This window comes from Yersinia aldovae 670-83, from assembly GCF_000834395.1.
Classification (GTDB): domain Bacteria; phylum Pseudomonadota; class Gammaproteobacteria; order Enterobacterales; family Enterobacteriaceae; genus Yersinia; species Yersinia aldovae.
In genome coordinates, this window is the sequence record NZ_CP009781.1 from 2,747,266 (window position 1) to 2,767,773 (window position 20,508).

Below are 20,508 nucleotides of genomic sequence, written 5' to 3' on the forward strand. Positions count from 1 at the left end.
CTTTACCTTGGCGGGTATCGAGCCGATTTAGCCGTTTGTATTCAATTTAACGGCAGGTTTTATCAACAAATCCTCGCTGATTGTTGCATCTTACTGGATTCTGGCTGTATATCTTACGGTCAACGGGTATACTGACCCATTCCATTTTAATTCACTTGTATCGCGTGCGAATCCAACATGCAAAAGTTTGATACCAAGACCTTTCAGGGCCTGATCCTGACGTTACAGGACTATTGGGCGCGCCAAGGCTGCACCATTGTTCAACCACTGGACATGGAAGTCGGCGCGGGTACCTCCCACCCAATGACCTGCCTGCGCGCACTTGGCCCTGAGCCAATCGCTGCCGCTTATGTACAACCTTCACGCCGCCCGACCGATGGTCGCTACGGTGAGAACCCCAATCGCCTGCAACACTATTATCAGTTCCAGGTGATTATCAAACCTTCACCAGACAACATTCAGGAACTCTATTTAGGTTCATTGCAAGAGCTGGGTCTGGACCCGTTGATCCACGACATTCGCTTTGTCGAAGATAACTGGGAGAACCCAACGCTGGGTGCCTGGGGCCTGGGCTGGGAAGTGTGGCTAAACGGCATGGAAGTGACGCAGTTCACTTACTTCCAGCAAGTGGGCGGTTTGGAATGTAAACCGGTCACCGGCGAGATAACCTACGGCCTGGAACGTCTGGCGATGTACATTCAGGGCGTAGACAGCGTTTATGACCTGATTTGGTGTGACGGCCCATTGGGTACAACCACCTACGGCGATATTTATCATCAAAATGAAGTGGAGCAATCCACCTATAACTTTGAATACGCCGATGTGGACTTCCTGTTCTCTTGCTTTGAGCAATATGAGAAAGAAGCCCAGTCACTGCTGGCGCTGGAAACTCCGCTGCCGTTGCCTGCTTATGAACGTATTCTGAAAGCTGGCCACACCTTTAACCTGCTCGACGCCCGTAAAGCCATCTCGGTGACTGAGCGTCAGCGTTATATTCTGCGCATTCGTACGCTGACCAAAGCTGTCGCCGAGGCTTATTATGCCTCCCGCGAGGCGTTGGGCTTCCCTATGTGCAAAAAGAATCAGAACTAAGAGGCTGTCATGACTCAACAGACTTTCCTGGTGGAAATCGGCACGGAAGAGCTGCCGCCGAAGGCTCTTCGTTCTCTGGCCGAATCTTTTGCCGCCAATTTTACGGTTGAACTCGATAGTGCCAATTTGCCGCATGGCGAGGTGGTTTGGTACGCCGCACCACGTCGTTTGGCATTAAAAGTCATTAATTTAAGTGCTGCTCAGGCTGATCGTGAAGTCGAAAAACGTGGCCCGGCGATTGCACAAGCATTTGATGCTGAAGGTAAACCCAGCAAAGCGGCTGAAGGTTGGGCGCGCGGCTGTGGTATTACTGTCGATCAAGCAGAGCGTCTGGTTACCGACAAAGGCGAGTGGTTGCTGTATCGCGCGCACGTCAAAGGGCAATCAGCGCAGTTGTTACTGGCGGGGATGGTGAATACCGCCCTGAGCAAACTGCCAATACCTAAATTGATGCGTTGGGGTGATAAAGAAACCCAATTCGTTCGTCCGGTTCATACCGTGACCCTGCTGTTAGGTTCTGAAGTCATTCCTGGTACGGTATTAGGTATCGATTCAGACCGTATTATCCGTGGTCACCGCTTTATGGGCGAAGCTGAATTCACCATTGATAACGCTGACCAATACCCGCAAATCCTGCTGGAGCGCGGTAAAGTCATCGCTGATTATGAATTGCGCAAAACTATCATTAAGCGTGATGCAGAACTGGCCGCGCAGCAGATTGGCGGTATCGCTGATCTGAGTGAAAGTCTGTTGGAAGAAGTGGCTTCACTGGTGGAATGGCCGGTAGTGCTGACGGCAAAATTTGAAGAGAAATTCCTGGCAGTTCCTGCGGAAGCACTGGTGTACACCATGAAAGGTGACCAAAAGTATTTCCCGGTTTACGATGCTACCGGTAACTTGATGCCAAACTTCATCTTTGTTGCCAATATTGAATCGAAAGATCCTCAGCAGATTATCTCGGGTAATGAGAAAGTGGTGCGCCCACGTCTGGCGGATGCCGAGTTCTTCTTTAAAACTGACCGTAAAAAACGCCTGGAAGATAATCTACCGCGTCTGGAAACCGTGCTGTTCCAACAGCAATTGGGCACTCTGCGCGATAAGACGGATCGTATTCAAGCGCTGGCCGGTTGGGTTGCAGCACAGATTGGTGCCGATGTTAACCATGCCACCCGTGCAGGTTTGCTCTCCAAGTGCGACCTGATGACCAACATGGTGTTTGAGTTCACCGATACCCAAGGCGTGATGGGGATGCACTATGCTCGTCACGACGGTGAAGCAGAAGATGTTGCTGTTGCTCTGAACGAGCAGTATCAGCCACGTTTTGCCGGTGATGATTTACCGTCAAATCCGGTTGCCTGCGCATTAGCCATTGCCGATAAAATGGACACGTTGGCCGGTATTTTCGGTATCGGTCAACATCCAAAAGGCGATAAAGACCCATTTGCTCTGCGCCGTGCGGCGTTGGGTGTGTTGCGTATTATCGTCGAGAAGAATTTGCCGCTGGATCTGCAAACGCTGACCGAAGAGGCTGTGCGCCTATATGGCAGCAAGCTGACCAACAGCAAAGTGGTCGATGAAGTGATTGAATTCATGCTGGGCCGCTTCCGTGCCTGGTATCAGGATGAAGGTCATAGCGTTGATACCATTCAGGCTGTTCTGGCGCGCCGTCCAACCCGTCCGGCTGATTTTGATGCACGGGTAAAAGCGGTAACCTATTTCCGCACATTGGACGCGGCTGCGGCACTGGCTGCGGCGAACAAACGTGTGTCGAACATTCTGGCAAAATCCACTGATACCCTGAATGACCATGTGCGAGCCTCGGTGTTAAAAGAACCGGCAGAGCTGAAACTGGCCACGCATTTAGTGGTGTTACGCGATAAGCTCGAGCCTGTGTTTGCGGCAGGTCAATACCAGGAAGCACTGGTTGAACTGGCTGCACTGCGGGAAACCGTCGATGAGTTCTTTGACAATGTTATGGTGATGGCTGAAGATGATGCGGTACGGGTTAACCGACTGACATTGTTGAGTAAACTGCGCGAATTGTTCTTGCAGATTGCTGATATTTCGCTGTTGCAGTAACCCTGCTCTTGCTTGGCAATAGGGGAGCGCATATCGCTCCCCTTAGCTATTCTTAATACTGGAATTGAGTGATAAGAATAGAATGTTGTGAAAATAAGTACTTACTACAGGAGTAGTTTCACATGACTTTTGCACTGAATACGACCCGATATTCACGTTGGTTCGCGCCATTATTGGCGTTACTGGTGGTATTCCAATTGACCGCCTGTGGGGATAAAGAGCCGGAGCAACGTAAGGCTTTTATTGATTATCTACAAAACACTGTGATGCGCAGCGGGATGAAACTGCCAACACTGAGTGAAGATCAAAAGCAGAAATTCGGCCCTTATGTCAGCGATTACGCAATTTTAGTGAGTTTTTCGCAACAACTGACCAAATCTGTTGATGCCAGCCTAACGCCGGCTATGGCGCAAATTAACGAGATTCGTGTAGCGCAGGATTATCTCGCTAAACGTGATGCTCTACAGCAGTCAGCAGGTGCTTTGAACCTGTTGGTGCAGCAGATTCGTACTGTCAAAGCTCAGGCCGATAGCGCCGTCGCTGCGTTGAAGCAACCTGATGATTTGAAAGTCGTATTTAATAAAGCCTTTGATAATATTGTGACTCAACCTGCCAATGTGTTGATCCCCGCCGTACCGGTGATTTCTGCCTTTGTGCAGGATCTGGCGCAAGTGGGTGATTTCCTGCAACAGCAGGGTACGCAGGTCACCTTTAACAATGGCGGCATTCAATTCCAAACGGCACAGCAAGCTGCGCTGTACAACACGATGATGGCTAATTTGGTCGCTAAGTACCCGGCGATGATGGCAGCACAGAAGAGTGTTGCGAGTGTCATACAGTGATGGTTTTGGTTGATTTAGGTTGATTTGATTTGGTGATCGGTTCGGCTGGTATTTGATAAGTGAATAAGTTCGGTTGTTAAAGCAACTGAGCTTACTTAATCTGCGATGAACCAACCGGCAAAGGGGCCATAAGCGTGGCCCCTTGTGCAATCCCGCGCTTGCGCGAAATATTGCCCTGCGGGTAAACCGTCAGCGTCTTTCGGGCTGACGAGCCAGCGCGATGGGTATCCCTGCCCAAGCGCGCTTTTCGCGGGCGTCCATGCCCGCTCACTCTACCTTCACTCCTTGTCGGCAATATTCCTGATTGCGCTCAAAGTCAAAACCATGGTTTTAGGTTTTGATGTTTAAAAGCACATTTGAGCTGCCGAGTGAAGAATGAAGCCAGGGAAATCCGCCATGGACGGCGGATTTAGGCGTCATGAGCAGGGATGCGAATAAAGCCGTCCCAGGGAACCTGCGCAGCAGGCAAGCGATACGTGCGTAAGCGCGGATTGTTAAGGCCCACGCTTATGGGCCTTAACTCGGTTGAGGCGACTGAGCTAAAATGGCCTCTGAGCGTTTATCAACCGAAACAAGATCCGATCGTGAGCAATGATGAACTCATATCAACCAAAACCCGCTCCAATAGTGTGCCCCTTCCCCCCGTTATTTTATTACACATTTCTACCAAGAGTTGAGTCTGAGAGGTTATTAGCAGGGTGAATGTCTCATCCTGCTTCCGCGAACAAAAATAACTTGTGATTAACATCACATTTTAAAAACAAAGAGATGCCGATTAAGTGTGACTCAAATCACTGTAATGAGTGTTTGCAGCTTAAAAATTATCCTCCGTGCCTTTCTTACAGCTAAGTAGTGTGATCTCTATCAACAAATGAACCCCTATACCCAGGTGCTTAGTGTGACGTGAGTCACATAAACGCCATGAGCTACGCGTGATTAAAAGAGCGTGCTAGAGTTTGTTTTGCATACAGCATATTTGCACTCGGTAACTGAATCGTATTCGGTAACATCGGTGGGTTTTGCAAAACTGCTTCAACAAAACAATTATATCGCGCTCTTATTGTTAGCGCGTATCAATAGGGGTGTTTTATGTTTTCACCAGACGCAAAGGTCAGAATTCAAAATTTTGGCCGATTCCTCAGTAACATGGTTATGCCCAATATCGGCGCATTTATTGCTTGGGGTATTATTACCGCGCTGTTTATTCCAACGGGTTGGTTGCCGAATGAGACGCTAGCCAAACTGGTTGGCCCGATGATCACCTACCTGCTACCACTGCTGATCGGTTATACCGGTGGCCGTTTGGTGGGGGGTGATCGCGGTGGTGTGGTCGGTGCTATCACCACGATGGGGGTTATCGTTGGTGCCGATATGCCGATGTTCCTCGGTGCGATGATTGTTGGCCCACTGGGTGGCTGGGCAATCAAACACTTTGACCGCTGGGTTGAAGGTAAAATCAAAAGCGGCTTTGAGATGCTGGTTAACAACTTCTCAGCCGGTATCATCGGTATGCTGTTGGCTATTCTGGCCTTTATGGCAATTGGCCCCTTGGTAGAAGTGTTATCCCAAGTGTTGGCGAAAGGCGTGCATATCATGGTGCAGCTCAACCTGCTGCCATTAACGTCTATCTTCGTCGAACCGGCCAAAATCCTGTTCCTGAATAACGCGATTAACCACGGTATCTTCTCACCACTGGGTATCCAGCAGGCGACTGAAACCGGTAAATCTATTTTCTTCCTGATTGAAGCGAACCCAGGCCCAGGTATGGGTGTGTTGATGGCTTATATGTTTTTCGGCAGAGGTAACGCGAAGCAATCTGCTGGCGGCGCGGCTATCATCCATTTCTTCGGTGGTATCCACGAAATCTATTTCCCATACGTGCTGATGAACCCGCGCTTATTGCTGGCGGTGATTCTGGGCGGTATGACTGGTGTGTTCACGCTGACTGTGCTGAACGGCGGTCTGGTATCACCAGCGTCTCCAGGCTCTATTCTGGCGGTACTGGCGATGACACCTAAAGGTGCTTATTTTGCCAACATTGCTGCGGTTGCTGCTGCGTTTGCGGTGTCATTCGTCGTATCAGCCATACTTCTGAAGACCTCTAAAGTTAAAGATGACGAGGAGGACACTCTGGAAGATGCCACTCGTCGTATGCAAGATATGAAAGCGCAATCTAAAGGTGCACAAGCCGCCAATGCTGCCGCTGCTGCCGGTGACTTGAGCACAGTACGTAAAATCATCGTGGCTTGTGATGCTGGCATGGGTTCCAGTGCGATGGGGGCCGGTGTGCTGCGTAAAAAAGTACAAGATGCGGGCCTGAAGCATATCTCTGTGACTAACTGCGCCATCAACAACTTGCCAGAAGACGTAGACTTGGTCATTACCCACCGTGATTTAACTGAGCGCGCCATGCGCCATGCACCACAGGCTCAGCATATTTCGTTGAGCAACTTCCTCGACAGCCAACTTTATACCAACCTGACAGTACGTTTGGTGGAAGCGGCCAACTCGTTGGCAACCACTCAGAAAGTGATTGAAACACTGGATGATAGCTTTGAGCCATCGGAAGCCAATCTGTTCAAACTGGGGGCGGAGAACATCTTCCTCAATCAACATGCGGCTACCAAAGAGCAGGCTATCCGCTTTGCCGGTGAGCAGTTGGTCAAAGGCGGCTATGTTGAGCCTGAATATGTTGAAGCGATGCTGGAACGTGAGAAACTGACTTCCACTTATCTGGGTGAATCTATCGCCGTGCCACATGGCACCATTGAAGCTAAAGATCGTGTGCTGAAGACGGGTGTGGTGTTCTGCCAATACCCTGAAGGTGTGCGCTTTGGCGATGAAGAAGACGAAGTGGCTCGCTTGGTGATTGGTATTGCTGCCCGTAATAATGAGCACATTCACGTCATTACCAGCCTGACCAACGCACTGGATGATGAGTCAGTCATTGAGCGCTTAAGCAAAACCACTAGTGTGCAAGAAGTGCTGGATTTATTGGGCGGTAAAAAGTAACCAAGCGGTAAAAATAACCCAGTAATACTAAATATACTCTAAATAATTCGAGTTGCAGGAAGGCGGCAAGCGAGTAAATCCCGATGAGTTGACGCTAGTCAATGATTCGGGTGCAAGAGAGAAGCCAACGCACATGCAGCTTGCAGTATGACGAGTATAGGGCCGTGGGGAGAACGCGGCCCTTTCACAGTCACACAGTTAAAGGTAAAGAATATGAAAGCATTACATTTTGGCGCAGGTAATATTGGCCGGGGTTTTATCGGCAAACTTCTTGCTGATGCCGGTGCACAACTCACTTTCGCCGATGTTAACCAACCGCTGCTGGATGAACTGAACCAACGTAAAAGTTACCAAGTGAATGTGGTCGGTGAGCAAGCCCGTGTTGAAGAAGTCAACAATGTCAGCGCCGTCAACAGTGGTAGTCCGGAAGTGGTGATGCTGATTGCAAACGCCGATATTGTCACCACCGCGGTTGGCCCACAAATTCTGGCGCGCATCGCTGGCACCGTGGCACAAGGCCTGGTTGCTCGTCATCAGCAAGGTAATACCCGCCCACTGAATATTATTGCTTGTGAGAATATGGTGCGTGGCACCAGCCAGTTAAAACAGCATGTCTTCGCCGCCTTACCGGAAAGTGAGCAGGCGTGGGTTGAGCAGCATGTTGGATTTGTTGATTCAGCGGTAGACCGGATTGTGCCGCCATCGGAAGCGGGCAGCACGGATATTCTGGCTGTAACCGTTGAAACATTCAGCGAGTGGATTGTTGATGGTACCCAGTTTAAAGGGCCACCGCCGCAAATTGCCGGTATGGAACTGACCGACAACCTGATGGCGTTTGTGGAGCGTAAACTCTTCACACTGAACACCGGTCATGCTATTACCGCCTATCTGGGCCAACTGGCCGGTCATCAAACTATCCGTGATGCCATCCTTGACCCAGCAGTACGCCAGACTGTCAAAGGCGCAATGGAAGAGAGCGGTGCAGTGCTGATTAAGCGCTATGCATTTGATCCACAGAAACACGCCGCTTATATTAATAAAATTCTCTCCCGTTTTGAAAACCCTTATCTGCATGACGATGTTGAGCGCGTTGGCCGTCAGCCACTGCGTAAACTGAGTGCCGGTGACCGTTTGATCAAACCGCTGTTGGGGACTTTGGAATATAAGTTGCCGCACAAAAATTTAGTCACCGGTATTGCTGCCGCGATGAGCTATCGCAGCGAGCAAGACCCGCAAGCGCAGGAGTGGGTTGAATTACTGGCGAAGTTAGGGCCGAAAGCTGCGCTCGCGCAAATTTCAGGACTACCCGTTGATGGCGAGGTTGTCGAACAGGCGGTGAATGTGTATAACGCCATGCAGGATAAGCGGGCGCACTGATTCTCAGTATTGGCCTGGTATTACTATCGGGCCAATGATTACGCATTCAGCATTCACCAACCACCCCAGTGACAAGCGATGATTGAAAAGACACAGGCATTTGAGAATCGAGTACTGGAACATCTGAACGCCGGGAAGACGGTTCGGAGTTTCTTGATGGCTGCTGTCGAATTATTGGCAGAAGCATTGAATATTCTCGTGGTGCAGGTTTTTCGTAAAGATGACTATGCGGTGAAATATGCCGTCGAGCCTTTATTGGTCGGGGATGGGCCGCTGGGTGAGTTATCTGTGCGTCTAAAACTGGTTTATGCGTTGGGGGTGATTACCCGCCATGAATATGAAGATGCCGAGCTATTGATGGCGCTGCGTGAAGAGCTAAACCATGATGGCACCGAGTATCGCTTTACCGATGACGAAATCCTCGGGCCATTTGGTGAATTACATTGTGTGGCTGACTTGCCGCCGGTGCCAACTTTCCTGCGCCCGGATGAGGCAGATGCTTCACTGATTGCCATGCAGCGCCAGCGTTATCAGCAAATGGTGCGCTCAACGATGGTGTTGTCTATTACTGAATTACTCTCCCGCATCAGCTTAAAACAAGTCTCCAGGCTCTCGCCGTTAGGCCACGTCTGATTACGCCAGCGCGCTTAACCACTCATCAGCCAGCAGCCAGAGTGCGGTGATAGCCATTAATCCCCCCATCACGCCATTGAATAACCGCAATTTCCAGTTAACTCGCAGGGCATGGCGTAACTGATCGCCCATAATCGCCCAAACGGCAACACAAGGCAGATTCAGTAAGGCAAATCCGAGAACAATCAATAAGGTATAGCTAAGTGTCGCACCGTCGCGTGGCGTGAATAAAATAGCGATATTCATTGCCATCAACCAGGCTTTTGGATTGATAGCCTGAAACAGTGCCCCTTGTACAAACCCCATCGGTTGTTGACTGTTTTTAGCATTCGGGCTGCCAGAGATAAAAATCTTCCACGATAGCCACAGTAAATAGGCACATCCCAGCGTCACCAGTGGCAATCGAATGACACCCACCCAACTGAGAATTAAGGCCAGCAGTGTGGTCATTAGCGCGCATTGCAACGCGCAGCCAAAGGTAATCCCCAGCATCATCGGGAAGGTGCGGCGGATACCAAAATTGACGCCAGACGCCGCTAATAGCAGGTTGTTCGGGCCGGGAGTGATCGACATCACGGTAACGTAACTGATAAAGGCACTGTCCAACATGGGCGGTAGATCCTATTGATGTTATCAAGATGTTCAGCATAAAGATCAATCCGTGATGGCGTCAGAAGCAGAAGTTATCTATTGTAATGGGTACAGTTTGCATGATTCTAAACTGTACCCATTGAAGCTGTGGAGAACTGTCACCATGTCCCTCGTTATAAATGAAATTCGCTATTTGCAGGTGGCAGATAGCCTGACACAGGCCATCAAGAACGGCAGTTTACTGGCTGGTAGCCGCTTGCCCTCGGTACGGGGTTACGCACAGAGCCATCAGGTGAGTATCAATACCGTGGTCGCGGCGTATCGCACGTTGGAAGACCGCGGTCTGATAGAGGCTCGCCCGCAGTCAGGGTTTTATGTCTGTAGCCCGTCAATGGCAGTGGTGCCAACGGCCACGGTCGGGAAACCGGTGGATGAGGTGCTGGATCTGATTGATACGGTTTTTGCTGCACAGCAAAATCCGCACTTTACCAATATCTCGCTGGCCTGCCCGCAGACCGGCGATTTCTATCCCAGCGCCAAGTTGGGCCGCATAATGGCCTCGCTGTTGCGCCGTCAGCCGCAGTTGATCAGTCAATATGCATTGCCGCCTGGCAGCCAACGGCTACGACAGCAAATCGCCCGCCGTGCCATGACGCTTGGGATGCTGGCCAACCCGTCAGATATCACCATTACCCACGGCTGTATGGAGGCGCTGCAACTGGCCTTGCGCGTCACCACTAAACCCGGCGACTGTGTGGGGTTGGAGTCGCCAACCTATTTCTATCTGATGCCATTACTGGCAAGCCTCGGATTGAAAGCCGTGGAAATCCCGACCGATCCGCAGCAAGGGTTGTCGCTCGATGTGCTGGAACTGCTGCTTGAGGAAGGGCGCTTAAACGCACTGATTGCCATGCCGACAGTGCAGAACCCCTTGGGTTACACGATGCCGTTGGCAGCGAAAAAACGGTTGGCAACGCTGATGAACGATCATCAGGTGCCATTAATTGAAGACGGTTTATATGCCGAGATTCAGTTTGGTAGCACACTGTCTCCGGCGGTGAAATCGTTTGATCGTGATGGTTGGGTGCTGTTTTGCTCCAGTTTTACCAAAACGTTGGCCCCCGATTTCCGTATCGGCTGGGTTGATGGTGGCCGTTTCACCGAGGCGTTACACAAGCTAAAAGCCGTTTCTTCGATGGCGGAATCGGCGTTATTATCAGAAACCTTAGCGCTATTTCTGGAATCTGGCGGCTATGATCACCATTTGCGCAGTTTGCGTCGCCGTTATGCGCAACAGGTGCAGCAGGCACAGCAACTGATCACGCAATATTTCCCGCGCGGTACTCAAGTGACCCAACCGGCCGGTGGTTTTGTTTTCTGGGTCGAACTCCCTGACAGCATAGATACGGTGGCGCTATTTCATCAACTGCTACAAGAGCAGATTTGCCTGACCCCCGGAACACTTTATTCACCCAGTGGGCGCTATCGCAATGCGCTGCGGCTGTCATGCTGTTACCCCTTCAACAGCCGCTATAGCGAAGCATTGGCGAGGCTCGGTGCAGTCGCTTGTGAAGTCAGCGGCTTGCCTGCCGGAATGCAGTGGCAACCGCGACAGGAGTCTGCTGTGATACACTCTCTATCTTGATGCGCAATCAGTGCTATCCTATCTCCAACTTTAGCGAAACATCGTGCCTATCAGCGGCATGTACGGGCAAATATCATGAAAGAACACGCAGAAATCAAACGTCTGAGCGATATGCTGGATGCGTTGAACCACAAAGACCCTACCGTGATCCAGCAGGGTAATATGGATTTAATCGCACAGCACATGAAAGAAAAAGAGAAACTGGCCGCTGAAATTCAGCGCCTGAAAGAAGTGCGAGTAAAAAACTTGAGCGTAGAAGCACAGAAGCTGGCTCAATTGCCCTTTAGCCGAGCCATCACCAAAAAAGAGCAGGCGGATATGGGCACGTTAAAGAAGGCAGTGCGCGGTATTGTGGTCGTTCACCCAATGACTGCATTAGGCCGTGAAATGGGCTTGAAAGAAGTGACCGGTTACGCTAAAAAAACCTTCTGATTGACGCCTTCGATAAAACCGGGTGTGTGGCATGGCCGCCGCCCGGCTTGTTTTCTAGCTTTGACACCACTCTTGACATATGCTTGGCATATGCTAGTGTTTTTAATGACACGAGCATCAGGAGTAAAAATATGAGAACGGTATCTATTTTCAAAAATGGGCAGAATCGAGCAATTCGTTTGCCAAAAGATATGGATTTTGATGGCGTGACCGAGCTGGAAATACTCAGAGACGGTGATAGTATTATTTTACGACCCATACGCCCGACATGGGTATCATTCATGGATGAAGATAAGGCAGATGATGATTTTCTTGCCGAAAGACAGGATATTATCGAAGAAGGACGCTTCGAGTTATGATGAAAAAATTATATATGCTTGATACGAATATTTGTTCTTTTATTATGCGGGAACGACCAGCAGAATTAATTATAAAATTACAACAATGTATTGAGCATCAGAATAAAATAGTTGTTTCAGCAATTACATACTCAGAAATGCGGTTTGGTGCTATAGGTAAGAAGGCATCACCGAAACATAATTATTTAGTTGATGAATTTGTAAAAAGGTTAGATGCTATTTTGCCGTGGGATGCCGTAGCTGTTGATGCCACGACTAATATTAAAGTTGAGCTGGCAAAGCAGGGGACACCAATTGGCGGAAATGATGCCGCAATAGCCGGACATGCAGTTTCTGCTGGAGCAATATTAGTAACTAATAATATTAGAGAGTTTGAACGAGTTAAAAATCTACGAATTGAAGATTGGACTCAATAGCCACTATTTCTAATACAAACAGTTTAATACAATGGAGCCATATATTCAGGGTGCTAATTTTAATAGCCTATTTAATTAATTCTCTTTAGAAAGATTTTTCAGATAATTTGCCATCCTTGGCAACAGCGTATTTTTATCGTTTGATAATTAATCTATCAAGAGCCGCGCAACCGCCGATTAAAGTCTTCTATCTTTCCCAGGGAAAGGCGGGTCAGCATGGTTTTACTCCAACTGGCCGATAAGCCCGATACCGACAACAAGCGGCGATACTGCTCTTCGTCGAATGGCATGTGCCAGGCAATGGCGATAGCTTGTGCCACGGAGACGTCACTGGTGCGAGCCAGTAGCTCTAATGGATGGCCCTCACTGACAATGCCTGCGGAAATCACGCGATATAGCCAACCGCAGTAGCCAGTTTGCTGCATCAGCACCGACATATCCTCGATAGCAAAATGGAAATTGAGTTTATAGCAAGGTGAGCGCGGTTGCGTCACCTGAATAATGGCACCTCCCCAGCGGTAGATATCCCCCATATAGACGTTTTGTTCAGTCATACCGAGGGTTGAAATGTTCTCGCCATAGGCCGGGGTAGAGAAAATATCTTCTTGTGCGGGGAATTGCTGTGCCCAGTGAGTGTAATGCTCGCGTGGGTAATGGCATAAGGCGCGGTCCGGCCCGCCGTGAAAGCGTGTTTCTGCCTGCTGATCCCCTTCCAATCCCAGAGTTGTCAGCATGATGCCACCCTGCACCTGGCGTTTACCAATGGCACTTGGGGAACTGCCGCTGTAGGGTTCAATTTTACCGATATAAACCTGTGGATACTTCATTTGCTCTCCTTGTCTGGGTGTGGAAGGGAGAGTCAGAATACCCTGCTCGATGACAAGGTTCCAAGATAAAAGGAGTTATCGATGGGATTGAGAAAAGTAATGGGAAGTGCAGGAATAGCTGTCAGGGCTATTCCCGCCGGGTAATTAGAAGGTTTCCCAATTATCTTGCTGGGTCACTCTGCTGCTTTGCGAGCCAGTGCGGGGAGAAGGTGTAGCCTTATGCTGGGCAGCAACAGTTTCGGTTTCGGTATCAGTTAGGCGGAACACTGCCACCGCCTGCGCCAGCAAAATGGCTTGTTCTGCCAGTGAATTAGCTGCGGCAGCCGATTCTTCCACTAATGCGGCATTTTGCTGAGTGGTGCTGTCCATTTCTGAAATAGCCAGGCTGACCTGTGTGATACCACGGCTTTGCTCATCTGATGCTGAGGCGATTTCCGCCATGATATCGCGCACATGGGTCACTGAACGAACGATGTTTTCCATTGTTTGCCCGGCATTTTGTACTAGCGTGGTTCCGCTATTCACCTGGCTTACAGATTCACCAATCAGCCCTTCAATCTCTTTGGCGGCTTGTGCACTGCGTTGTGCCAAATTACGAACTTCGCTGGCGACGACGGCAAAACCACGGCCTTGCTCGCCGGCACGCGCCGCTTCAACCGCCGCATTTAGCGCCAGAATATTGGTCTGGAAAGCGATACTGTTAATTACCGAGGTAATCTCAGCGATGCGTTTGGAGCTGCCGGAGATGTCGTTCATGGTGCGCACCACATCGTTAACCAGTTTGCCGCCCTGTTGTGCGGTATCTGAAGCCTCTGTTGCCAGCTGATTGGCATGATGTGCATTATCTGCATTTTGTTTCACCGTCGCGTTCAGTTGCTCCATGCTGGCGGCTGTTTCTTCTACGGCGGCGGCTTGCTGCTCGGTACGCGAGGAGAGGTCAGTATTGCCTGCCGCAATTTCGCCAGAGGCATGAGATACCTGACTAACGCCGACGCGAATTTCATCAATCATAGCGCGCAGGTTTTCATTCATGCGGGCAACGGCATTCATTAGCAGGCCCAGTTCATCGGTGCGAGTTGAGGTTGCCGCAGCAGTTAAATCGCCAGTGGCAATGCGCTCTGCCATCGCTAACGTGGTGCGCAGTGGCACAGTAATTTGACGGGTCATGCGCCATGAAATCAATAAACCCAATAGCAGCGCGACAATAGCCGTAATGGTTAACTGTAACTGCGCATTATTGATTTCGTCATGCGTGCCTTGCAGTTCTTGGGTGAACAAATGAGTGGCCAACCTATTCAATTCATTGGCATTCTCTTCCATCACTTTACCCACTGCCAGCTCTTGCTGATAAGCCGGTAAATAGGCTAATACGTTGTCTTTATAGGCGCTGAGACTGGAGATGACCGGAGCTAATAGTTTTTGCTGATCGGCTGATAACACTGGCATGAAAGCATTTGCCGCACTGTTGGCAATATTGATCGAGGTAATTAACGAAGACTCTGCATCTTGGTTGCGATCCAGTAATAAACCTCGCGCGTTATAGCGCACGGTCATGAGTTTTTGATTCATTTCTGCCAGTAGAATTTGAGTATGGGTATCCGCGCCTTCATTGAGCAAACTTTGCTGTAATTCATTGAGGTTCTTCTGTGTTTCAGAGATATTCCAACTTTTACGTACATCGTCTTTATGGGCCACAGCATTCACAAAATTGCTTTGTTGTTGCAGATATTCTTCTACCACATCAGCAATGCTATTGATTGTTTTACGATTATTTTCCGACCAGTCAAGCTCTTCACTTTGAATCAGTAAGGTTTTTATCTTATTGATATATCCTGAGTTTTCCTTGATGTATTTCAAGTCATAGGTGCGTTCATATAGCGCACGGTTATATTTGGCTTGGTTGGCTTCATCATTAATGTTGTAACTCAAGTTGACTTTATAAGCATGTTCTTCAATGACGGAGAAATGATATGCGGTGGTGCCAGCAATGATCCCCACTAACAACAACATCAGGAAAAAGCTTAATCCTAGCTTTTTGCCGACTTTTACGTTTTCAAAGTGACTAAAAACTTTGCTAAATGCTGCCATGTTCTTCTCCGTTATGTGGTGTTTTGCTGCAAATCAATCAGCTTAGGTAAATTGGGGGAGGTCTAGTTATTAGAGGATTTCACGAGATTGGTGGTATGTGGGGCAGCCCTGGCAAGAGCGCTGTTTCAAATCTACATTCATGGGCTTACCTCATGAATGCCAACCGCCTTCTGTATAATCTATCGGCAGAAAATGGTTAAACTTTAGCAATAAAAATGCCAGCAAGTAGCCTTGCTGGCATGTATCTTTTGTACTTGGAGCTATGGGGGTATAGCGGCTTTCGTTACTTAGCCTGAGCGAAACGCGCGGCTGCTTCGTCCCAGTTAACTACATTCCAGAATGCTTTGATGTAGTCTGGGCGGCGGTTTTGGAATTTCAGATAGTAAGCGTGTTCCCACACATCCAGGCCCACAATCGGGAAGCCTGATGCGCCAGAAACCGCTTCACCCATCAGTGGGCTGTCTTGGTTAGCAGTCGAAACAACCGCCAGTTTGCCGTCGTCTTTCAGTACCAGCCAGGCCCAGCCTGAACCGAAACGCGTTGCCGCAGCTTGTTCAAATTTTTCTTTGAAGCTGTCAACGCTGCCAAAATCGCGCTCGATAGCCGCTTTCAGGTCGCCGGTCAACGTGGTGTCCAGTTTCAGGCCTTTCCAGAACAGGCTGTGGTTAGCGTGGCCGCCAGCATTGTTACGCATAAAGGTGCGTTTTTCAGCAGGGACTTTGTCCAGATCTTTAATCAGATCTTCAACGCTGAATTTAGCCAGCTCAGGGAAGCTCTCCAACACCGTGTTTGCATTATTAACATAAGTTTGGTGGTGTTTGGTGTGATGGATTTCCATCGTCTGCTTATCGAAGTGGGGTTCCAGGGCGTCATAAGCGTAAGGCAGGGATGGCAGTGAGTAACTCATAATCATCGTCTCCGTAGGTGTAGGGCGGCGCAAAAAAGTAAGCACCGCGTAAGCATTCGGATCATTATAGTTAATTAAATGATATTGAAAATGATTATCAATGCCGTACTTATTGTGTGGTCTTTTTATTCACTGACCCGTTGGGGATGGGTATACACCGTTGCTCTACCGGGTTTGCTGAAGCCAACCAGGGTGAGATTACAACGCTCGGCAACTTCAACCGCTAAGGTTGTTGCAGCAGAAACAGCAAATAAAATCTCTGCACCGCACATTGCGGTTTTCTGTACCATCTCATAGCTGGCACGGCTGGAAACCAGCACCGCGCCTTGCTGCCACGGCTGTTTGGCCCGAATCCCCAGCAGTTTATCCAGTGCCACATGGCGGCCCACATCTTCACAGCCACCTAATAACTCACCTTGAGGGGTAATCCAGGCGGCAGCATGGGTACAACCGGTCAGTTGACCCACTGTTTGTACCTGTTTGAGCTGTGCCAGCGCACTATCCAATTGATTCAGGCTATAGGTTTGGGTGAACGGCAGGGGGGCGATTGGGCGGAAGATATCGGCCAGTTGTTCGATGCCGCAGACACCACATCCGGTACGTCCAGCCATCGCCCGACGCCGCTCTTTCAAACCGGCAAACTGCCGGCTGGATAGCTCAATGTTAACTTCTATGCCATTACAACCAGGCGTGACATCAATGGCATAAATATCTTGTGGTGCGCTGATAATGCCTTCTGATAGCGAAAACCCCAGCGCGAAAGCCTCTAAACCCTTAGGAGTCGCCATCATCACCACATGGGAAATACCGTTATAAACCAGAGCGACCGGCACTTCTTCTGCCAGCCAATCCAATTGTGGCTTTGCCATTTGATGGCGCTGTAGCACGTTAAGTTGCCTGGCACCGCAAATTTCGGTGGAGAGGTCAATATCTGAAGGTTTGATCTGGCTCACTATGCGGCCCTGAAAGTTATAACCCATAATCACAATGTGGTAACATTCACATTAAGAATAGTGTGGCTATATTCCGTTATTACAGAAATGTATCCCACACTGAAAAGCGTGATATCGCATGAGCGATTTTAACGCTTCCCGTTTTGTTGAGGGAAGCGTGAACTGGAAATAATGTGACAATGAATGAAGGAGAGACCCATGCAGGTCAGCAGAAGGCAGTTCTTTAAGATCTGCGCTGGCGGTATGGCAGGAACCACGGTCGCGGCACTCGGCTTTACGCCGTCGGTGGCGCTGGCGGAAACGCGCAATTATAAGTTGCTGCGTGCCCGTGAAACGCGGAATACCTGTACATATTGCTCCGTCGGTTGCGGGCTTTTGATGTATAGCCTCGGCGATGGCGCAAAAAACGCCAAAGAGAGTATTTTCCACATTGAAGGGGACCCGGATCATCCGGTCAACCGTGGTGCGCTGTGCCCTAAAGGCGCGGGGTTGGTGGATTTTATTCACAGCGAAAGCCGCTTGAAATACCCGGAATACCGCGCGCCAGGTTCAGACAAATGGCAGCGCATCACTTGGAATGATGCATTTGACCGCATTGCCAAGCTGATGAAAGAAGACCGCGATGCTAACTTTATTAAGACCAACGAGGCGGGTGTGACCGTCAACCGTTGGCTGAGCACCGGTATGCTGTGTGCTTCGGCATCCAGTAACGAAACGGGTTATCTGACCCAGAAATTTAGTCGCGCTCTCGGCATGCTTGCCGTAGACAACCAAGCTCGTGTCTGACACGGACCAACGGTAGCAAGTCTTGCTCCAACATTTGGTCGCGGTGCGATGACCAACCACTGGGTTGACATCAAGAACGCAGACTTAATTATCGTCATGGGCGGTAATGCGGCAGAAGCGCATCCGGTGGGGTTCCGCTGGGCGATGGAAGCCAAAATCCACAACAATGCCAAGTTGCTGGTGATAGACCCACGCTTTACCCGTACTGCATCGGTGGCTGATTTCTACACGCCAATCCGTTCCGGTAGCGATATCGCGTTCCTGTCCGGCGTGTTGTTGTATCTGATGACCAACAACAAAATTAACCGCGAATACGTTGAGGCTTATACCAACGCCAGCTTGCTGGTGCGGGAAGACTTTACCTTTGATGATGGCCTGTTCAGTGGCTATGACGCCGAAAACCGCAAATACGATAAAACCACCTGGAATTACCAGTTGGATGAAAACGGCTTTGCCAAACGCGATGTCACGCTGCAAGACCCGCGCTGTGTGTGGAACTTGCTGAAAGAACACGTCAGCCGTTACACGCCAGAGGTGGTTTCCAACATTTGCGGTACGCCAAAAGAAGATTTCTTGCAGGTTTGCGAATATCTCGCCGAAACCAGTGCGTCCAATAAAACCGCCACGTTCCTGTATGCGCTGGGCTGGACACAACACTCGGTTGGTGCGCAGAACATCCGTACTATGGCGATGATCCAGTTGCTGCTGGGCAATATGGGGATGGCCGGGGGCGGTATTAACGCCTTGCGCGGTCACTCTAATATTCAGGGCTTAACTGACCTGGGCTTGCTGTCACAAAGCTTGCCGGGTTACCTGAATTTGCCGTCAGAAAAGCAGCCGGATATTGATACCTATCTGAAGGCCAATACCCCGAAAACCTTGTTACCGGGCCAGGTTAACTACTGGAGTAATTACCCGAAATTCTTCGTCAGCCTGATGAAAAGTTTCTACGGTGATAAAGCCCAGAAAGAGAACGGCTGGGGCTACGACTGGTTACCTAAGTGGGATAAAGGCTACGACGTCTTGCAGTATTTCGAGATGATGTCGCAGGGCAAAGTGAATGGCTATATTTGCCAGGGCTTTAACCCGGTCGCGTCGTTCCCGAACAAAAACAAAGTAGTGGCATCACTGTCGAAACTGAAATTCTTGGTGACTATTGACCCGCTCAATACTGAAACCGCGAATTTCTGGCAAAACCACGGTGAATTTAATGATGTCGATCCATCGAAAATTCAAACCGAGGTATTCCGCTTGCCATCCAGTTGTTTTGCTGAAGAAAACGGTTCTATTGTTAACTCCAGCCGCTGGCTGCAATGGCACTGGAAAGGTGCTGATTCACCGGGCGAAGCATTGAACGATGGTGCCATTTTGGCGGGTATCTTTAGTCGTTTGCGTGATATGTACCGCCGCGAAGGTGGTGCAGTGCCAGAACAGGTGCTCAATATGACCTGGGATTATCTGACGCCAGACAATCCAGAGCCAGAAGAAGTGGCACAAGAAAGTAACGGTAAAGCACTGGCTGATATCACCGATGCTGACGGCAAAGTGCTGGTCAAAAAAGGCGAGCAGCTCAGTACCTTTGCTCATCTGCGTGATGATGGTACTACCGCCAGTGGATGCTGGATCTTTGCCGGTAGCTGGACACCGGCCGGTAACCAGATGGCACGCCGTGATAACGCTGACCCATCCGGCCTTGGCAATACACTGGGCTGGGCGTGGGCATGGCCGCTTAACCGCCGCATTCTGTACAACCGTGCCTCTGCTGACCCACAGGGTAAACCGTGGGATCCGAAACGCCAGTTACTGGAGTGGGATGGTGCCAAATGGGGTGGCGTTGATATCCCAGATTACAGTGCCGCGGCACCGGGTAGCGATGTCGGGCCGTTCATTATGCAGCCTGAAGGCATGGGACGTCTGTTTGCCATCGACAAAATGGCGGAAGGGCCATTCCCGGAACATTATGAGCCATTTGAAACGCCGCTGGGCACCAACCCGCTGCACCCGAATGTGATATCCAACCCGGCCGCTCGTGTCTTTAAAGACGATTTGGCCGCAATGGGTTCTCATGAGCAGTTCCCGTATGTCGGTACCACTTATCGTCTGACCGAGCATTTCCACTACTGGACCAAGCATGTGCTGCTCAATGCTATCGCACAGCCGGAACAGTTTGTGGAAATTGGCGAAAAACTGGCAGCGAAAAAGGGCATTAAGCAGGGCGATACCGTGAAAGTCAGCTCCAACCGTGGCTATATCAAGGCCAAGGCCGTGGTGACCAAACGTATTCGTACGCTGAATGTTCATGGGCAGGAAGTTGACACTATTGGTATCCCGATCCACTGGGGATACGAAGGGGTGGCGAAAAAAGGCTTCCTGGCCAATACCCTGACACCGTTTGTCGGTGATGCCAATACGCAAACGCCAGAGTTCAAGGCGTTTCTGGTCAACGTGGAAAAGGTGTAACGGAGAGAA

General features: G+C 49.9%; 17 protein-coding genes. 11 read left to right on the forward strand and 6 right to left on the reverse strand.

Annotated features, from left to right (window positions below; genetic code table 11):
• Positions 1-177 precede the first annotated feature (177 nt).
• The 3 genes from glyQ (at position 178) to AT01_RS12520 (ending at position 4,013) form a co-directional block, all read left to right on the forward strand.
• The gene (gene glyQ / locus AT01_RS12510; protein ID WP_042547380.1) at positions 178-1,092 is read left to right on the forward strand and encodes a glycine--tRNA ligase subunit alpha; all 915 of its coding nucleotides are present in this window, start codon (positions 178-180) and stop codon (positions 1,090-1,092) included.
• Between the two features lie 9 nt (positions 1,093-1,101).
• Entirely contained in the window at positions 1,102-3,171 is a 2,070-nt protein-coding gene (gene glyS / locus AT01_RS12515) for a glycine--tRNA ligase subunit beta (protein WP_042547381.1), read from the forward strand.
• A 122-nt stretch (positions 3,172-3,293) separates the two neighbouring features.
• A complete protein-coding gene (locus AT01_RS12520) occupies positions 3,294-4,013 on the forward strand; it encodes a DUF3053 domain-containing protein (protein WP_042547382.1) in 720 nt (239 codons plus the stop codon).
• 91 nt (positions 4,014-4,104) lie between these two features.
• On the opposite strand, the gene AT01_RS12525 is transcribed toward AT01_RS12520, so the two are convergent.
• A complete protein-coding gene (locus AT01_RS12525; protein WP_042547383.1) occupies positions 4,105-4,284 on the reverse strand; it encodes a hypothetical protein in 180 nt (59 codons plus the stop codon).
• A gap of 818 nt (positions 4,285-5,102) precedes the next feature.
• Here AT01_RS12525 and AT01_RS12530 point away from each other — a divergent pair.
• The 3 genes from AT01_RS12530 (at position 5,103) to AT01_RS12540 (ending at position 9,035) form a co-directional block, all read left to right on the forward strand.
• Positions 5,103-7,025 carry a PTS mannitol transporter subunit IICBA gene (locus AT01_RS12530; RefSeq protein ID WP_042547384.1) on the forward strand — a complete coding sequence of 641 codons (1,923 nt, stop codon included), beginning with the start codon at positions 5,103-5,105 and terminating at the stop codon, positions 7,023-7,025.
• 213 nt (positions 7,026-7,238) lie between these two features.
• Positions 7,239-8,402, forward strand: a complete 1,164-nt coding sequence (locus tag AT01_RS12535; protein WP_042547385.1) for a mannitol-1-phosphate 5-dehydrogenase — start codon at positions 7,239-7,241, stop codon at positions 8,400-8,402.
• A 78-nt stretch (positions 8,403-8,480) separates the two neighbouring features.
• Entirely contained in the window at positions 8,481-9,035 is a 555-nt protein-coding gene (locus AT01_RS12540; RefSeq protein ID WP_004699524.1) for an MltR family transcriptional regulator, read from the forward strand.
• On the opposite strand, the gene AT01_RS12545 is transcribed toward AT01_RS12540, so the two are convergent.
• Positions 9,036-9,644, reverse strand: a complete 609-nt coding sequence (locus AT01_RS12545) for a LysE family translocator (protein ID WP_004699525.1) — start codon at positions 9,642-9,644, stop codon at positions 9,036-9,038.
• Between the two features lie 145 nt (positions 9,645-9,789).
• Here AT01_RS12545 and AT01_RS12550 point away from each other — a divergent pair, with 145 nt between their 5' ends.
• The 4 genes from AT01_RS12550 to AT01_RS12565 all read left to right on the forward strand — a co-directional run bounded on the left by AT01_RS12550 (position 9,790) and on the right by AT01_RS12565 (position 12,478).
• The gene (locus AT01_RS12550) at positions 9,790-11,271 is read left to right on the forward strand and encodes an aminotransferase-like domain-containing protein (protein ID WP_042547386.1); all 1,482 of its coding nucleotides are present in this window, start codon (positions 9,790-9,792) and stop codon (positions 11,269-11,271) included.
• Positions 11,272-11,346: 75 nt separating this feature from the next.
• Complete coding sequence (locus tag AT01_RS12555; protein ID WP_042547387.1) at positions 11,347-11,703, forward strand: YibL family ribosome-associated protein; 357 nt, start codon at positions 11,347-11,349, stop codon at positions 11,701-11,703.
• A gap of 131 nt (positions 11,704-11,834) precedes the next feature.
• Positions 11,835-12,062, forward strand: a complete 228-nt coding sequence (gene vapB, locus AT01_RS12560; protein WP_042547388.1) for a type II toxin-antitoxin system VapB family antitoxin — start codon at positions 11,835-11,837, stop codon at positions 12,060-12,062.
• On the forward strand, positions 12,062-12,478 hold the full coding sequence (locus AT01_RS12565; protein ID WP_200889101.1) for a type II toxin-antitoxin system VapC family toxin: 417 nt from the start codon (positions 12,062-12,064) through the stop codon (positions 12,476-12,478). Before vapB ends, AT01_RS12565 begins: the two co-directional genes overlap by 1 nt.
• Before the next feature lie 155 nt (positions 12,479-12,633).
• On the opposite strand, the gene yiiM is transcribed toward AT01_RS12565, so the two are convergent.
• From yiiM to fdhD, 4 genes are all read right to left on the reverse strand, one after another.
• The gene (gene yiiM, locus AT01_RS12570; RefSeq protein ID WP_004699530.1) at positions 12,634-13,305 is read right to left on the reverse strand and encodes a 6-hydroxyaminopurine reductase; all 672 of its coding nucleotides are present in this window, start codon (positions 13,303-13,305) and stop codon (positions 12,634-12,636) included.
• A 144-nt stretch (positions 13,306-13,449) separates the two neighbouring features.
• Positions 13,450-15,393, reverse strand: a complete 1,944-nt coding sequence (locus AT01_RS12575) for a methyl-accepting chemotaxis protein (RefSeq protein WP_042547390.1) — start codon at positions 15,391-15,393, stop codon at positions 13,450-13,452.
• A 283-nt stretch (positions 15,394-15,676) separates the two neighbouring features.
• Positions 15,677-16,300: a superoxide dismutase [Mn] gene (sodA, locus tag AT01_RS12580; RefSeq protein WP_042548611.1), complete on the reverse strand. Its 624-nt coding sequence runs from the start codon at positions 16,298-16,300 to the stop codon at positions 15,677-15,679.
• Positions 16,301-16,425: 125 nt separating this feature from the next.
• Positions 16,426-17,280 carry a formate dehydrogenase accessory sulfurtransferase FdhD gene (gene fdhD / locus AT01_RS12585; protein ID WP_071841517.1) on the reverse strand — a complete coding sequence of 285 codons (855 nt, stop codon included), beginning with the start codon at positions 17,278-17,280 and terminating at the stop codon, positions 16,426-16,428.
• Positions 17,281-17,451: 171 nt separating this feature from the next.
• Here fdhD and fdnG point away from each other — a divergent pair, with 171 nt between their 5' ends.
• Positions 17,452-20,499: a formate dehydrogenase-N subunit alpha gene (gene fdnG, locus AT01_RS12595; protein ID WP_144404935.1), complete on the forward strand. Its 3,048-nt coding sequence runs from the start codon at positions 17,452-17,454 to the stop codon at positions 20,497-20,499.
• The last annotated feature ends 9 nt before the right edge of the window (positions 20,500-20,508 follow it).

Coding starts and splice junctions, on each gene's coding strand:
- AT01_RS12565 (WP_200889101.1), top strand. CDS start 12,062: ATGAAAAAATTATATATGCTTGATACGAATATTTGTTCTTTTATTATG.
- fdhD (WP_071841517.1), bottom strand. CDS start 17,280: ATGGGTTATAACTTTCAGGGCCGCATAGTGAGCCAGATCAAACCTTCA.
- AT01_RS12545 (WP_004699525.1), bottom strand. CDS start 9,644: ATGTTGGACAGTGCCTTTATCAGTTACGTTACCGTGATGTCGATCACT.
- AT01_RS12575 (WP_042547390.1), bottom strand. CDS start 15,393: ATGGCAGCATTTAGCAAAGTTTTTAGTCACTTTGAAAACGTAAAAGTC.
- AT01_RS12530 (WP_042547384.1), top strand. CDS start 5,103: ATGTTTTCACCAGACGCAAAGGTCAGAATTCAAAATTTTGGCCGATTC.
- AT01_RS12540 (WP_004699524.1), top strand. CDS start 8,481: ATGATTGAAAAGACACAGGCATTTGAGAATCGAGTACTGGAACATCTG.
- AT01_RS12550 (WP_042547386.1), top strand. CDS start 9,790: ATGTCCCTCGTTATAAATGAAATTCGCTATTTGCAGGTGGCAGATAGC.
- AT01_RS12555 (WP_042547387.1), top strand. CDS start 11,347: ATGAAAGAACACGCAGAAATCAAACGTCTGAGCGATATGCTGGATGCG.
- sodA (WP_042548611.1), bottom strand. CDS start 16,300: ATGAGTTACTCACTGCCATCCCTGCCTTACGCTTATGACGCCCTGGAA.
- yiiM (WP_004699530.1), bottom strand. CDS start 13,305: ATGAAGTATCCACAGGTTTATATCGGTAAAATTGAACCCTACAGCGGC.
- AT01_RS12520 (WP_042547382.1), top strand. CDS start 3,294: ATGACTTTTGCACTGAATACGACCCGATATTCACGTTGGTTCGCGCCA.
- glyQ (WP_042547380.1), top strand. CDS start 178: ATGCAAAAGTTTGATACCAAGACCTTTCAGGGCCTGATCCTGACGTTA.
- glyS (WP_042547381.1), top strand. CDS start 1,102: ATGACTCAACAGACTTTCCTGGTGGAAATCGGCACGGAAGAGCTGCCG.
- vapB (WP_042547388.1), top strand. CDS start 11,835: ATGAGAACGGTATCTATTTTCAAAAATGGGCAGAATCGAGCAATTCGT.
- AT01_RS12535 (WP_042547385.1), top strand. CDS start 7,239: ATGAAAGCATTACATTTTGGCGCAGGTAATATTGGCCGGGGTTTTATC.